Source organism: Streptomyces niphimycinicus, assembly GCF_018883605.1.
Classification (GTDB): Bacteria; Actinomycetota; Actinomycetes; order Streptomycetales; family Streptomycetaceae; genus Streptomyces; species Streptomyces niphimycinicus.
In genome coordinates this window covers 1-14,174 of sequence record NZ_JAHLEM010000425.1, presented here as the reverse complement: position 1 = coordinate 14,174, position 14,174 = coordinate 1, and the positions used below count along the sequence as shown (strand labels likewise).

Below are 14,174 nucleotides of genomic sequence, written 5' to 3'. Positions count from 1 at the left end.
CTGCCAGCCGAACGCGCCGAGCACCACGGCGGACCGCACGGTCGGCCGCAGCAGCCGCAGCTCCCGGGCCAGCCACGGGCGGCAGGTGTCGCGCTCGCCGGGGGTGGGGCGGTTGGCGGGCGGGGCGCAGTGCACCGGCGAGGTGATCCTGACCCCGCGCAGCTCCAGACCGTCGCCGCGGTGGGTGGCGGTGCGCCGGCTGGCCAGCCCCAGGTCGTACAGCGCCGAGTACAGGAAGTCACCGGCGCGGTCGCCGGTGAACATCCGGCCGGTGCGATTTCCGCCGTGGGCGGCCGGTGCGAGGCCCACGATCGCCACCGAGGCGTCCGGTGGCCCGAAGCCGGGCACCGGCCGCCCCCAGTAGTCCCAGTCGGCGTAGGCCCGGCGCTTGGTGCGCGCGGTCTCCTCCCGCCACTCGACCAGCCGGGGGCAGGCACGGCAGTCGATGAGCAGTTCGTCCAGCTCGGCGAGGGTTTCGGCGCAGGGGGCCCGCTGAGCCGGGTAGGAGGGCGCGGGTTCGGAAGTGGTCATGTGGGAGGCTGCTGCCCCTTGTCCTTGCGCAGAAAACGCCGCAGTCGGGTCAGCGGCCAGGTGTTGATGATGTCGTCCGGGGTCAGCCAGCCTCGCTGTGCCACGCCCACCCCGTAGCGCATATTGTCCAGATCCCGGGTCGAGTGGGCGTCGCTGTCCAGGGCGAACACCACCCCGTAGGACTTCGCCCGCAGAATGTTGTCGTCCGACAGATCGAGCCGTTCCGGATGCGCGTTGATCTCCAGCGCGGTGCCGGTGCGGGCGCAGGCGGCGAACACCTCGTCCAAGTCGGCGTCGATACCGGGCCGTTTGCCGATCAGCCGGGTCGTCGGATGGCCGATGACATGGACGTACGGGTTCTCGCAGGCCCTCACCAGCCGCCGGGTCATGGCCTTGCGGTCCATGCCGAACTGGGTGTGCACCGAGGCCACGCACACATCGAAGTCCTCGAGGAACTCGGGCGGCCAGTCCACGTCTCCCTCGGTGTCGATGTTCAGCTCCACACCGTGCAGCAGCCGGGTGTGCCCGCGTCCGCGCCCCCGGTCGAGTTCGCGCACCCGCTCCCGCTGGGCCAGGATCTTCTCCTCGGTCATCTGCTGCATATAGAGCTTGGGGGCGTGATCGGTGATGGCGTAGTACGCGTATCCGCGCCGCTCCGCCTTGGTGATCATGTCCTCCAGCGGTTCCAGCCCATCGGTGAGATCGGTGTGGGTGTGCAGATCGCCTCGTAGGTCGGACTCCGTCACCAGCTTGGGGAGTTGGCCTTCGAGGGCGGCCTTGACCTCGCCCCGGTCCTCGCGCAGCGTCGGCGGGATCCAGTCCATGCCGAGCCGGGCGTAGACGTCCTCCTCGCTGCGTGAGGCGATGGACTTGCCGCTCTTGGTCTCGAAGAGGCCGTACTCGGAGAGTTTGAGGCCATGGCGCACCGCGATGGCGCGGACGCGGATGTTGTGCGCCTTGGAGCCGGTGAAATAGAGCAGCCCCGCACCCCATGAGTCCAGCGGCAGGACCCGCAGATCCACCTGGAGCCCCTTCGTGGTGCGGATCGATGTCTTCTTCTGGCCGTGTGCGATCACCTCGGAGGTGATCGGAAGCCGGGTGAACGCCTCCATGAACGGGCCGGATTCCTCCGCCGCGACCAGGATGTCCACATCGCCCACGGTCTCCTTCATCCGGCGCAGCGACCCGGCGTACGCACACCGGCGGCAGCCACGCACCTTGGACAGGGCGGAGACGATGTCATTGGCCACGTCCATGGCCTCGTCGAGCGGAATGCGGTCGCCCGCGGCGCGCATCAGCGCGATGCCGTGGAGGATGTTCTCCTCCGACTTCGGCCCGAAGCCCTTGAGATCGCGCAGCCGGTGCTCCTCGATCGCCTGGGCCAGTTGATCGATCGAGGAGATCTCCAGCTCCTCGTAGAGGATCATGGCCTTCTTCGGCCCGAGCGCCGGGATGGCGGTCAGCTCCCGCACCCCGGCCGGGATCGCGGCACGCGCCTCCTCGACGGCGGGCATGGTCCCGGTGCGCAGATACTCGACCACCTTGTCGGCGATCGACCGGCCCACATTGGGGATGTCCCGCAGCGCCTTCGCGTCGAACTGCGAGATATCGGCCGCATGGCCACCGATCGCCCGGGCGGCCTTCTCATACGCACGCGCCCGGTACGCGTCCCCGCCCGTGATCAGGAGGAGATCGGCGTACTCGCGCAGGAGGGCTTCGACCTCCTCATTGGAGCGAGCCATGCCAGCGATTCTAGCCGTCTCTGGCGAACCCGGTGAGGTGGAGGGATCCTGGTGTCAGGAGCGAAACGGCGATCCGCGGAATCGGGTCGGCCGGTTCCCGCCCTGCGTGTCCCCGGGTTTGGGGGAGGTCATGGACGTTGGATTCCTGAAGCCGTTGTTCGACCGCCCCGGTCCATGGGCCGGTGTGTACATGGACACCTCCCGCAGCACGGAGGACGCGCCCAGGCGGCGCATGCTGCGGGAGCGGTTCGTGGCGGATCAGCTCGCCGGGCAGGGCGCCGACCGCGCCACCTGTGACGCGGTGATCGAGCGGCTGGCCGGTGAGCAGGTGGCCAGGGCGTCCGCGGGGCGGGCGCTGTTCGCGGCGGATGGTGAGGTGGTGCTGGACCTGCCGCTCGCCGCGTCCCCGATCGATGTGGTGACGTCCTGGTCGATGCTGCCGCGGGTGGCGCCACTGGCCGCGTTCCGTGGCGAGTGGCCGGCCTGTCTGGTGGCCTTCGTCGACCAGGCGGGCGCCGATCTGGAGCTGCGGGACGACACCGGAAGCCGTCCGGCGGGCCGCGCCGCGGGGAGGCGAGCGCATGGCCGGGGCCACCGGTCGGTGCCCGCCGACCGCCATGAGTGGCACTACCGCAACCGGGTCGGGAACACCTGGGAGCAGACCGCCGATCGGGTGGCCGACGAGCTGGTGCGGCAGTGGTCGGACGGCGACGCCGAACTGCTGATCCTGGCCGGTGATCCGCGCGAGCGCCGGGCCGTACGCGACCGGCTGCCCGAGCCGCTGCGCGCCACGACGGAGGAGATGCGCCACGGCAGCAGGGCCTCCGGCTGCTCCGAGCTGCTGAACGCGGAGATCGACCACGCCCGCGCGGAGTACGCCCGTGCCCATCTGGAGTCGGTCCTCGACCTCTTCCGCGCCGGTCGGGGCCGCCCCGGCGGACCGGGCCCGGGCGGGCACGACGGCGCCGGACCGCAGACCAGCGGGGCGGCGGAGGGCGTGCCCGCGGTCGTGGAGGCCATGCGCAGCCACCAGGCGGCCACGCTGCTGCTGGGGACCGCCGGGGGCGATATGCGCCATGAGGTGTGGATCGGCCCCGATGCCGATCAGGTGGCCGTACAGCGCTCCCAGGCGCGTGCCATGGGCGTCAGAACACCCGAGCCCGCCCGCGCGGACGACGCGCTGGTGCGGTCCGCGGCGGTGGCCGACACCGAGGTGCTGGTGGTGCCGGAGGGGCTCCAGGGACCGGCCGGGGGCCTGGGCGCGGTGCTGCGCTGGCACGCCTGACGAGCGCGCACGAGGGTCACGAAGCCTGACGAGGCGTACGGCGCCGGGCGCGGAGTATCCGCGCCCGGCGCCTCGGCGCGAATGACCGCTCGTACCGCGAATAACCGCCCAATGCGCCGGAAGGGCCATTTCTCAGCGGGGCTGGTTGACATGCCTCCCTCAGCTCTCTACCGTCCCTAGATTGTTAGGAAACCTACTTAACCAATGCTCTGCCTGCCCTCAGGGAGACATCCGTGGTCCTCCGTCCGGCACCATCCCGGCGGCGGGCGCGAGCCCGCGTCCGACGCGCCCTGACCGCCTCGCTCGCCATCGGCGGCCTCCTCCTCACCGTCTCCCTGACCACGGGCGCCGCACCCCCGCGCCCCGGGACGGCTACGGGCGCTCCCGCCCCGGTGACCCGGGTGGGCGGGGCCCCGGGCACCGCGACTGCGCTCGCGGGCTTCGCCACGCAGTCCTCGGCCAAGGTGTCGGACACCCCCGCGGCCATCTCCACCCCCGGCTACCCCACATCCGGCTGGCACCCGGTGGGGCCCCGGTCGACGGTGCTCGCCGGGCTGCTCAAGGCGGGCACGTACCCGGATCCGTTCTACTCGACCAATCTCAAGAAGATCCCGGCCGCCGACTTCGCCGTCCCCTGGTGGTACCGAAGCGACTTCACCGTGGCCGACCCCTCCCGCCGTACCTATCTGGACGTCAGCGGTGTGGTGTCCGCCGCCGATGTGTATGTCAACGGCGTCCAGGCCGCCACCAAGGACCGGATCGCCGGTGCGTACACCCACCATGAGCTGGACGTCACCGACCTGGTCAAGGCGGGCACCAACACCGTGGCGTTCCGCGTCCAGCCAGGCGATCCGCGCAAGAACCTCACGATGGGCTGGATCGACTGGCTACAGCCCCCGCCCGACGAGAACATGGGCATCGTCCGCGATGTGCTGATCCGCCGCGGTGGCCCGGTGGCCCTGCGCGACGCGCATGTGACGACCCGGCTGGACACCGATTCGCTCGCCTCCGCCGACCTCACCGTCAAGGCCCAGGTACGCAATGACTCCGGCTCAACGGTCACCGCCACGGTCTCCGGTACCGCCGGGCCCGCGGCCATCAGCCGCACGGTGTCCCTCGCCCCGCACGAGACCAAGGCCGTCACCTTCACCCCCGACGACGTTCCGGCGCTGCGACTGGACCGGCCCAAGGTGTGGTGGCCCGCCGGGATGGGCGATCAGCCGCTGTACGACCTCGATCTGACCGCCACCGTCTCGGGCACCCCCTCCGACACCGCGCACCACAGCTTCGGCGTCCGCGATGTCAAGGCGCCGCTGAACGCCGACGGTGCCCGCCAGTACCGCATCAACGGACGCCCGCTGCTGATCAAGGCGGGCGGCTGGTCCCCCGATGTGTTTCTGCGCTGGGACGCCCGCTCGGTGGCGGACCGGCTGAAGTACACCCTCGACCTGGGGCTGAACACCGTCCGCCTCGAAGGCCATATCGAGCCGGACGAGTTCTTCGACCTCACCGACCGCTACGGCATTCTGACCCTCCCCGGCTGGGAGTGCTGCGACAAGTGGGAGGGCCAGGTCAACGGCGATGAGACGGGGGACAAGTGGAACGCCGCCGACTACCCCGTCGCCAAGGACTCGATGGCCGCCGAGGCCGCGCGGCTGCGCGACCACCCCAGCGTCATCTCCTTCCTCATCGGCAGCGACTTCGCCCCCGACGCCACCATCGAGAAGAACTACCTCGACGCCCTCGAAGCGGCGGACTGGCCGAACCCGGTGATCCCCGCCGCCTCCGCCAAGTCCTCCCCGAAGCTCGGAAAGTCCGGCATGAAGATGACCGGCCCCTACGACTGGGTCCCGCCGGACTACTGGTACGCCAAGCGCGAGGGCGGTGCCACCGGCTTCAACTCCGAGACCAGCGCCGGACCCGACATCCCCACCCTGGACACGCTGCGGCGCATGATGTCCCCCAGCGAACTGGAGACCCTGTGGCGGGATCCGTCGGCCAAGCAGTACCACCGGTCCCCGTCGGACACCTTCGGTGACCTCAAGCTGTTCGACAACGCGCTGATCGGCCGCTACGGACCGCCGACCGGGCTGACGGACTACGTACGCAAGGCGCGGCTCGCGCGCTACGAGGCGGTGCGCGCCCAGTTCGAGGCGTACGCGCGCAACTTCTCCGACACCTCCCGGCCCGCCACCGGAGTCGTCCACTGGATGCTGAACAGCGGCTGGACCTCGCTCCACTGGCAGCTCTTCGACCGCTATCTGGACCAGGGCGGCGCGTACTACGGCGCCAAGAAGGCCAATGAGCCGCTGCACATCCAGTATTCGTACGACTCCCGCTCGGTGGTCGTGGTCAACAACCGGCACACCGACACCACCGGTCTCACCGCCCGGGTCAGCCTCTACACCCCCGACGGCACCCGGAAGTTCGACAAGAGCGCCACCGGTCTCCGGGTGCCGGGCGACGGCGGCAAGGCCACCGCACTCACCGTCCCGGCGAATGTGAGCGGAGTGTCCGGCGCCTATCTGGCCAAGCTCCAGCTCACCGATGGCGCGGGCAAGGAGATCGGCCGCAATGTGTACTGGCTCTCCACCGAGCGGGACGTGCTCGACTGGGACAACACCGACTGGTACTACACCCCCACCACCTCCTACGCGGATCTGACCGGGCTCGACGACATGGCCGAGGCACCCGTGTCCGCCACCGCCACCACGACCGGCGGGCCGGACTCCACCGCCACCACGACCGTCACCCTGCGCAACACCGCGAGCCGCGGCACACCGGCGCTGCTCGTGGACGCCCATCTGGTGAACGGCTCGGACACCCCCGTCCTGCCCGTGCGCTGGTCGGACAACGAGGTGAGCCTGTGGCCGGGGGAGTCGGTGACGCTCTCCGCCACCTATCGCACGGCGGACCTGGGCGATTCGGCCCCCTCGGTCCGGATCTCGGGCTGGAACACCGCCACCCGTACCGTCCCCGCGGCGGCCAAATCCCACTGACCGGCCCTGTCCTGAAATCGTGTCGAAAGGAATTTTTCCGGCGAGTCCGATGCATGGAGCAAGTTCACACTTTTGTATGCTTTCTCCAGCGCGTCGTTCCCCCGTGTCGGACAGTCACTGTCCGTACGTTCACGAAAGGGGCTCCATATGCACACCATGGAGGTTCGCCCACCGGTACCCAGCCGTTCCACCAGCAGATGGCGTCGATACGGCCGGCTCGCGGCCGCCAACTTCGTCCGCGGCGCGTCATACGCCTGCGGCACCGCGGCCATCGGCATGATGGCGTGGTGGGTGCAGACCCGCTGACCTGCCCTGTCACCCCGTCACCCCGTCCCGAGCCGGAGCCCCTGACCGTCCCGCACCGTCGCGGCGGCCGTGAGCGGCCATCGCGACGGCCCGGCTACCCCTGCGGATGCGGCTGTGAGCGGAAGCGGGGGAAGTGCAGACCCTGGTGCTCCGCGCGGGGCGCACCGCCGCCGAGATGGGTGCGCAACTGAATGCCGTGCATGATCTCGATGATGCCCAGGGCGAGCAGCCAGATGCCCGCCACCACGGTGAGCGCCGTGATCGAGCCGAAGGGGGCCACGATCAGGATGATGCCGCCCAGGATGGTGAGCGCACCGAAGAACAGATGCCAGCCCCGGGCGGGCATGCCCTCGGCGGAGACCGCCGTGACGGTCTGCATCACGCCCCGGATCAGCCAGGAGAAGCCGATCCACAGTGCGAGCAGCAGGATCGACTGGGCCGGCCCCCGGAAGCAGAGCAGTCCGAGCAGCACGCTCAGCCCCCCGGTGATGAAACTCAGCACCCGCAGTTGTCCGGGGATATGCGTACCGAAGGCGGCGACTAGCTGAAAGATCCCGCTGATCAGCAGATACGCACCGAACAGTACGCCGACCACCGCCAGGGTGGCCGTCGGCCACACCAGCACCATGATGCCCAGCGCGATCGCCACCACCCCGCCGGCGACCAGGACCTGCCAGGCGGCGTTGGACATGGTGTTCTCCAACGTGGCGTACGGGCTGCCCGCACCGGAGGTCCGTCCCTGCCGGCCGGGGGGTTCCTCTCTCGGCTGCTCGGCACCATGCGGACTGTCGGAGGAGTAAGTCATGATCGTCCACCTCCTCGAGTGAACAGAGGGCCATGGCCCACACCACCATCGTCCCCCCGCGCGCGTCCCCGCGCCTGATGACACCGGGCAGTGCCTCGCGGGCCGCGGTCACGCATGGGAAGGTGGTGGATGAGGCCGTGTGCTGGTGCGCGTCATAGGGAGGCCCGCATGGACGACAGGGAGTTCTTCCGGACGGTGGCGGACCGCACCCAGCTCTCACGGCAGGAAGCGGCCGATGTCACCCGCGCCACGCTGGAGACCCTGGCGGCCCGCCTCAGCGCGGGCGAGGCCCGCGATCTCGCCCGGGAGCTGCCCGAACACCTCAGGGAGTCCCTTCAGCGCGGGGAGGGGGACATGGAGATCTTCGACCCCGACGAGTCGATCCGCAGGGTGCATGAGCGCACCGGGCTGTCCGAGCCGGAGGCCGACCGGGGTGTCCGGGCGGTCCTCGCCACGCTCCGGGAGGCGGTCTCCGCCGAGGAGTACGACCACGCCATGTCCCAGTTGGGCAGCGAGTTCGCGAGGATGGCGGAGTCCGCACGCTGACCCGCCCGACGGCCGATGCGGCTCATCCGGCCCGCCAGCCGCTCCACCGCCCGACGGTGATCTCCACGACCGGCCCGCGCGGCGGCCGGTCCCCGTACTGGACCGGGTAGGTGTCCACGAGCAGCCGGATGTAATCCGCGGACAGCGCCGACTCGTCGGCCGGGGGCAGGACGCGGGCCGTGCCGTCGCCCCGCGCCCACCACAGGTGGTCCCAGTTCTCGTCGTAGTCGTCCACCAGGAGGCATACGGCGGGGTGGGCGCGGATGTTGTCCAGGCGCCGCAGCCGCATCGTCCGCTTCGGCTTGTGGTCGACGGCCGTCACCACCGTGTCGCCGGTCAGCGCGAAGACCACCGGCACCAGATGGGGGCGGCCCTCGGCGCCGACGGTCGCCAGCCGGGCCAGCCTGGCGCGCGCGAAACGCTCGCGCGCCTGCGCGCTCGTCAGCTCCGGCATCGCGGCCCCCGGCGGCTCACCGGAACCGGGCGGCGACCTGGGACATCGCGTCCAGCCGCTTGAGCGTCTCCGCCTCCGGCATCGTCGGCAGATAGAACAGCACCCGCTCCACCCCGACGCGCCGATATCCCTCGATCGCGTTGGCGTCCTCCGGCATCGCGTACATCGTCACCGGCACCTCACGGCCGGCCACCTCACGCATCCGCTCGATCTGCGGGCCCAGCTCCTCTGGGGATCCGCTGTTGGCCAGCCAGGCGTCCCCGAGGTCCGCGATCCGCCGGAACGCGGCGTCGCCGCCACCCCCCACATAGATCGGCGGATGCGGCCGCTGGACGGGCTTGGGCCACTGGAAGACGGGGTCGAAGTTCACGAACTCCCCGTGGAATTCGGCCTTCTCCTTCGTCCACAGCTCACGGATGGCCCGCAGCCGCTCGTTCATCAGCCGGCCCCGGGTGGCGGGATCCGTCCCGTGGTTCTCCATCTCCTCACGGTTCCAGCCGGCGCCGACCCCGAAGACGGCTCGTCCGTCGGAGACCAGGTCGAGGGAGGCCACTTCATTGGCGGTGGTGATCGGGTCCCGTTGCACCACCAGGAGGATCCCGGTCCCCAGCAGCAGGCGCTCGGTGACCGCGGCGATCGCGGCCAGCGTCACGAAGGGGTCGAGAGTGCGGTAGTACACCTCCGGCAGCTCTCCGCCACCCGGATAGGGGGTGCGGCGGTCCACCGGGATATGGCTGTGCTCGGCGATGAAGAGCGAGTCGAAACCGCGCTCCTCCAGCGCCCGCCCCAGCGGAGCGGGCCGGATGCCCTGGTCGGTGACGAACGTGGATACGCCGATCTTCACTGCGGCTCCCTGGGAAGGTGCGTCGATGAGCTACGGGAACCACATGGGTACCCGGCCCGGGGGAAACCACAACGGTGCGCACGAGTGACACGGTGTGCCCGTGGCGAGGACCCCGGGACGGCGTGTGCCTCACGACCGGTGCTCACCCGGGCCGAGCAGGACACCCCGCTCCGCGTAGAACCGCCCGAGGTCGGCCCAGGGGACCTCGGCGAAGCGCTGGGAGCCGTCCGGGAAGCCCGACGGGTTGTGTACGAGGAGATGGTCGGGGGTGGCGCCGACGGCCAGCACCAGATGGCCGCCCCGGTGCGGCGGCCGCGGGTCCAGGGTGCGCAGCGAGGGGTGGACGGACAGCATCGCGAGCCGTCCGGCCGCGAGCTGTTCCGGCAGCTCCTCGGCAGGCAGCCGCGGCCGGGACTCGGCGAACAGCCCCCAGCGCCGCCGCGCGTAGGCGGCGAACGGAGCGTAGATCAACCCGTCCACCCGGTCCGGGTGGCGCACATAGGCCCCCGCCTCGGCACACTCCTCGGCGAGCGTCACCGCGGGCGGCGCGGTGCCACGCCAGTGGTCCAGGACCATCCGCAGACACGCCATCCCGCACAGCCGCCACGACCAGAACGCGTACTCCTCCCGGTTCGCCGCCCCGGACTTCTGCCACAGCGGGTCGTCGGCGGCCGACAGGGTGCCCGCGATGATGTCGGGCACGAGAGCGGCCGACTCCCACTGGGCGTAGTAGGGGACGGGATGGATGAGGGAAACCGGGGCGTTCGACATGTGTGCCAGTCTTCCCGAAATCCGCCCGCCGTGCCGTTGTCCCCGGTCAGCCGCCGGTGGCGAAACCCGGGAAGAGGGTCATGCCGCCGTCGACGTAGATGGTGGTGCCCACCACGTAGTCGCACAGGTCGGAGGCCAGGACCACGGCGGCGTTGGCGATGTCCAGGGGGTCGCCGATCCGGCGGTACGGGATCAGCTCCAGGAGGGCGGTCCGCGCCTCGGGGGTCTGCCAGGCACTGCGGTTGATCGGGGTCTTGATGGCGCCCGGCGCGATCGCGTTCACCCTGATCTTCTGGGGCGCGAACTCCTGGGCCAGGGTCTGTGTCAGCATCGCCACACCGCCCTTGGACGACGCGTAGTTCACATGGCCCGCCCACGGGATGATCTGGTGGACCGAGCTCATGCAGATGATTTTCCCGGCCGCCCGCGACACCTCCGGGACCACCCCGCGCCGCAGGAATTCCTTGATCGCCTCCCTGGCGCACAGGAACTGGCCGGTGAGGTTGACGGAGATGACCTTCTCCCACTGCTCCAGTGTCATCTCCACGGTGGGGGCGTCCCGCTGGAGCCCCGCGTTGGCGACGAGGACGTCGATCGTGCCCAGGCGGTCGACCATCGTGGACACCAGGTCGGTGACCTGGTCCTCCTGGGACACATCCGCCTGATGGGCGTAGGAGTGCACACCGTGGCTCCGGATCTCGGTGACGACGGCCTCGGCGGCCGGCCGGTCACTGGCGTAGTTGACCACCACATCCGCGCCGGCCCGTCCCAGGGCGATCGCGGTCGCCTTGCCGATCCCCGAGTTCGCCCCGGTCACCAGCGCCTTCTGCCCCTTGAGGAGTTCCGGGACAGGCACCGGAGGAGGACGCTCGGGATTGGTGTTCACTGGCTTTCGTCTCCTTCGCTTGGGCGTCCGTCACCCGTCCGCTCGGGCGTCCCACCCGCCGCACCGACCCTCGCAGTCCGCGGGGGGAGCCGCCGCTCCCCACGGCGCCACGGTCACCCACTAAGGCGATGCACATCGTTCCAGCGGCGCAACGCGCGCCCGGCCCGGTCGGCCGACGCTCAGCCGGCCTCGGCCAGCGCCTGGTCGCGCAATGTCGAGCAGGTGCGGTTGATGAGCCGTGAGACGTGCATCTGCGATATGCCGAGCTGCTCGGCGATCCGGCCCTGTGTCATATCGCAGAAGAAGCGCAGGTAGAGGATCTGCCGCTCCCGGTCGGGGAGCCGGCTGAGACCGGGCCGCACGGCCTCGCGGTCCACCACCCGGTCGTACGCGGTCTCCTGGGTGCCGAGCGTGTCGGCCAGCGAGAAGCCGTCGTCGGCGCCGGTGAGCTGGGCATCCAGGGACAGCGGGGTGAAGCTGCCCATGGCCTCCAAACCGGCCCGCACTTCCTTCTCGGTCAGCCCGGTGCGCTCGGCGATGTCCTGGGTCCGCGGCGGCCGGTCGTCCGCCGAATGGGACAGCTCGCGGTGGGCGGCCCGCACCCGGTTGCGCAGATCCTGGACCCGGCGGGGGACGTGCAGCACCCACAGATGGTCCCTGAAGTGGCGCTTGATCTCGCCGACGATGGTGGGCACCGCGAACCCGGCGAAGGCGGTGCCGTGTTCCGGGTCGTACCGCTTGACGGCCTTCACCAGACCGAGCGCGGCCACCTGCTGGAGATCCTCCAGGGATTCGCCGCGGTTGCGGTACTGCCGGGCCAGCCGCTCGGCCATCGGCATCCACGCCTCCACCACCCGACGGCGCAGTGCCTCCTTCTCCCGCCCCTCGGGGAGACGGGCCATTTCCGCGAACTCGGCGCTGGTGTCGGGCGCGTCGTCATGCGGGTGCTTCGTGGGGCCGGTCTGGGGCCGTGCCATGTCCTGCGTCGCGGTCGTCACGGAACACACCTCCTGCGATGGGCTGACGGGTCACCTGGGACCGGGGGCGCATCGCGGGAGGTTCACGGGGACGTGCTGACCGGCGCGCCGCCGCGGTGTGGAGCAATGCAGACTGCTCCCGCGGTGCGTGCCTACGGTCCGAAGCACGAGTATCCGCCTGCCCTGGGCCCCGAAGGGCAAACAAAGTTCTCACCGACGGCGCCGCGCGGCGGCACACCGGGCGAACACCCGCCCGAAGTGGCCGCCGTGGGCCCGGGCTCAGCCCAGCAGCGCGGCGACCGTCATCAGCACCGGTGGCGCGAGCAGTGTGGACAGCAGGATGGACTCCCGGGCCAGGATGGTGGCGGTCTCATACCGTGAGGCGTAGGTGAACAGGTTCTGGGCCGCCGGTAGCGCCGAGGTGACGACGGCGGCGAAGAGCGCCGGGCCGCCCAGCCCGAACACGCCCGCGGCGATGGCCCAGGCCACCACCGGCTGGGCGAAGGACTTCAGCGCCACCGACAGCAGCACCGGCCCGCGTTCCGCGCCGCGTCCGGGGAGTTGAGTGCCCGGCAGCGAGATCCCGAACGCCAGCAGGACGGCGGGAACGGCCATGCCGCCCAGCAGCGAGAGCGGTTCGGTGACGGGCCCGGGGATGTGCCAGCCGGCGGCGGACACGAGGACGCCGGACAGCGAGCCGATCACGATGGGGTTGCGGAACGGCGTGGTCAGCCTGCGGATCAGCGAGGGCCGCCGGTCGGGGCGGCTGAGGTCGATGACCGTCAGGGCGATCGGGGTCATGACGAGTTGCTGGAAGAGCAGCACCGGGGCGATCAGGCTGGCGTCGCCCAGGACGTACATCGCGATGGGGATGCCGAGGTTGCCCGCGTTCACATAGCTCGCGCACAGCGCGCCGATCGTCGTCCGGCCCACGCTCCACCGCCGTACGGCGCCGACGGTGACGAACGTGCCCGCCACCACGAAGGTGCTCAGAGCGGTCACCAGCAGCGGGGTGGAGATGATGGCGGAGAGGTCGGCCTTGGAGAGCGTGGTGAACAGCAGCGCGGGGGAGGCGATATCGAACGAGAGCTTGGTGAGCACCTGCCGGCCGTGGTCGCCGAGCGAGCGGCGGAGCCCGATGACATAGCCGACGACGATGATGGCCGCGATGACGCCGAAGCCGGTGATCACACCGCCCACTGGGCCTCCACCCCATCGTGGCCCGCACGGTGTGCCGCGGGGTCCCGTCCGCTCGTCGTGGTGGTCGAGGGCCAGGGCGCGGCGGTCATCAAGGGCGTCTTCCGGATGCGTAGCGGTCAGCATGCACCCTACAAGTAATTCGGCCGCGGCGCGGGTGAAATCGGTTACCCGGCGCCGGTCGGAGGTCAGATGATGGTGAGCGTGCGGCCGCCCTTCGCCAGCGAACTGTTGCCCGCGAACACCCGGATCTCGCCCTTCTGCAACAGGAATCCGCCGTGCGGGTCCTGGGTCCAGAAGCCCAGCTCCTCGGCGCTCAGCCGGAAGCGGACGGTGGTGGCCTTCCCGGCGCCGAGGCTGACCCGGCGGAAACCGCTGAGCCGGCGCACCGGTTGCACGATGCTCGCCACCGGATCGCGGATGTACAACTGCACCACCTCATCGCCCTTGCGGCGCCCGGTGTTGCGCACCGCGACCGCGACCTCGACCGTGTCGCCCTTGCGCAGCGCCTCGGCCCGGACCCGGCTGACGCTGAGCCGGGGTTCGCCGATGTCGAAGGTGGTGTAGCTGAGGCCGTGGCCGAAGGGGAACTGGGGTCCGTGGGCCAGGTCCAGATACTTGGAGGTGTAGTGGTTGGCCCGGTCGTAGGGGCGTCCGGTGTTCTCATGGTTGTAGTAGATGGGGATCTGCCCGACCGCGCGCGGGAAGGTCACCGGGAGCTTGCCACCGGGGTTCACGGTGCCGAAGAGCACATCCGCGATGGCGTTGCCGCCCTCGATCCCCGGATGCCACGCCTGGAGCACGGCGGGGGTGCGGTCCAGCCAGCCGCCC

At 70.6% G+C, this 14,174-nt stretch carries 13 protein-coding genes; 3 read left to right on the top strand and 10 right to left on the bottom strand.

The genetic code is table 11. The features are described from left to right. Positions 1-531 (bottom strand): uracil-DNA glycosylase (locus KN815_RS31585; RefSeq protein ID WP_216345288.1); only part of this gene is annotated, 531 nt, incomplete at its 3' end. Continuing rightward, a complete protein-coding gene (gene polX / locus KN815_RS31580) occupies positions 528-2,273 on the bottom strand; it encodes a DNA polymerase/3'-5' exonuclease PolX (protein WP_216345287.1) in 1,746 nt (581 codons plus the stop codon). The genes polX and KN815_RS31585, both read right to left, overlap by 4 nt. A gap of 130 nt (positions 2,274-2,403) precedes the next feature. On the opposite strand from polX, the gene KN815_RS31575 reads away from it, so the two are divergent. Together KN815_RS31575 and KN815_RS31570 are read left to right on the top strand one after the other, a co-directional pair. Further along, complete coding sequence (locus tag KN815_RS31575) at positions 2,404-3,558, top strand: baeRF2 domain-containing protein (RefSeq protein WP_216345286.1); 1,155 nt, start codon at positions 2,404-2,406, stop codon at positions 3,556-3,558. A gap of 233 nt (positions 3,559-3,791) precedes the next feature. Next, positions 3,792-6,557, top strand: a complete 2,766-nt coding sequence (locus tag KN815_RS31570) for a glycoside hydrolase family 2 protein (protein WP_216345285.1) — start codon at positions 3,792-3,794, stop codon at positions 6,555-6,557. A gap of 400 nt (positions 6,558-6,957) precedes the next feature. Here the strand turns inward: KN815_RS31570 and KN815_RS31565 are convergent, their stop codons facing one another. Continuing rightward, complete coding sequence (locus KN815_RS31565; RefSeq protein ID WP_216345284.1) at positions 6,958-7,668, bottom strand: HdeD family acid-resistance protein; 711 nt, start codon at positions 7,666-7,668, stop codon at positions 6,958-6,960. A gap of 168 nt (positions 7,669-7,836) precedes the next feature. Here KN815_RS31565 and KN815_RS31560 point away from each other — a divergent pair, with 168 nt between their 5' ends. Beyond that, entirely contained in the window at positions 7,837-8,214 is a 378-nt protein-coding gene (locus KN815_RS31560; protein ID WP_216345283.1) for a DUF2267 domain-containing protein, read from the top strand. A gap of 22 nt (positions 8,215-8,236) precedes the next feature. On the opposite strand, the gene KN815_RS31555 is transcribed toward KN815_RS31560, so the two are convergent. The 7 genes from KN815_RS31555 to KN815_RS31525 form a co-directional block, all read right to left on the bottom strand. After that, positions 8,237-8,668 carry a TIGR03668 family PPOX class F420-dependent oxidoreductase gene (locus KN815_RS31555; RefSeq protein WP_216345282.1) on the bottom strand — a complete coding sequence of 144 codons (432 nt, stop codon included), beginning with the start codon at positions 8,666-8,668 and terminating at the stop codon, positions 8,237-8,239. 16 nt (positions 8,669-8,684) lie between these two features. After that, positions 8,685-9,512 (bottom strand): LLM class F420-dependent oxidoreductase, encoded by an 828-nt coding sequence (locus KN815_RS31550; protein ID WP_216345281.1) that lies wholly within the window; start codon positions 9,510-9,512, stop codon positions 8,685-8,687. A gap of 129 nt (positions 9,513-9,641) precedes the next feature. Then, on the bottom strand, positions 9,642-10,283 hold the full coding sequence (locus KN815_RS31545; RefSeq protein WP_216345280.1) for a cysteine peptidase family C39 domain-containing protein: 642 nt from the start codon (positions 10,281-10,283) through the stop codon (positions 9,642-9,644). Positions 10,284-10,329: 46 nt separating this feature from the next. Continuing rightward, positions 10,330-11,169, bottom strand: a complete 840-nt coding sequence (locus tag KN815_RS31540; RefSeq protein WP_216345279.1) for an SDR family oxidoreductase — start codon at positions 11,167-11,169, stop codon at positions 10,330-10,332. Between the two features lie 179 nt (positions 11,170-11,348). Next, positions 11,349-12,167, bottom strand: a complete 819-nt coding sequence (locus KN815_RS31535; protein WP_372458532.1) for a SigB/SigF/SigG family RNA polymerase sigma factor — start codon at positions 12,165-12,167, stop codon at positions 11,349-11,351. Between the two features lie 258 nt (positions 12,168-12,425). Next, positions 12,426-13,346 (bottom strand): AEC family transporter, encoded by a 921-nt coding sequence (locus KN815_RS31530; RefSeq protein ID WP_216345278.1) that lies wholly within the window; start codon positions 13,344-13,346, stop codon positions 12,426-12,428. A gap of 185 nt (positions 13,347-13,531) precedes the next feature. Then, the coding region (locus KN815_RS31525; RefSeq protein WP_216345277.1) for a glycoside hydrolase family 3 C-terminal domain-containing protein at positions 13,532-14,174 on the bottom strand (643 nt) is incomplete at its 5' end.

Excerpts from the sequence above, each read along its gene's own strand:
- polX (WP_216345287.1), bottom strand. The coding sequence starts at position 2,273 with ATGGCTCGCTCCAATGAGGAGGTCGAAGCCCTCCTGCGCGAGTACGCC.
- KN815_RS31575 (WP_216345286.1), top strand. The coding sequence starts at position 2,404 with ATGGACGTTGGATTCCTGAAGCCGTTGTTCGACCGCCCCGGTCCATGG.
- KN815_RS31565 (WP_216345284.1), bottom strand. The coding sequence starts at position 7,668 with ATGACTTACTCCTCCGACAGTCCGCATGGTGCCGAGCAGCCGAGAGAG.
- KN815_RS31560 (WP_216345283.1), top strand. The coding sequence starts at position 7,837 with ATGGACGACAGGGAGTTCTTCCGGACGGTGGCGGACCGCACCCAGCTC.
- KN815_RS31555 (WP_216345282.1), bottom strand. The coding sequence starts at position 8,668 with ATGCCGGAGCTGACGAGCGCGCAGGCGCGCGAGCGTTTCGCGCGCGCC.
- KN815_RS31545 (WP_216345280.1), bottom strand. The coding sequence starts at position 10,283 with ATGTCGAACGCCCCGGTTTCCCTCATCCATCCCGTCCCCTACTACGCC.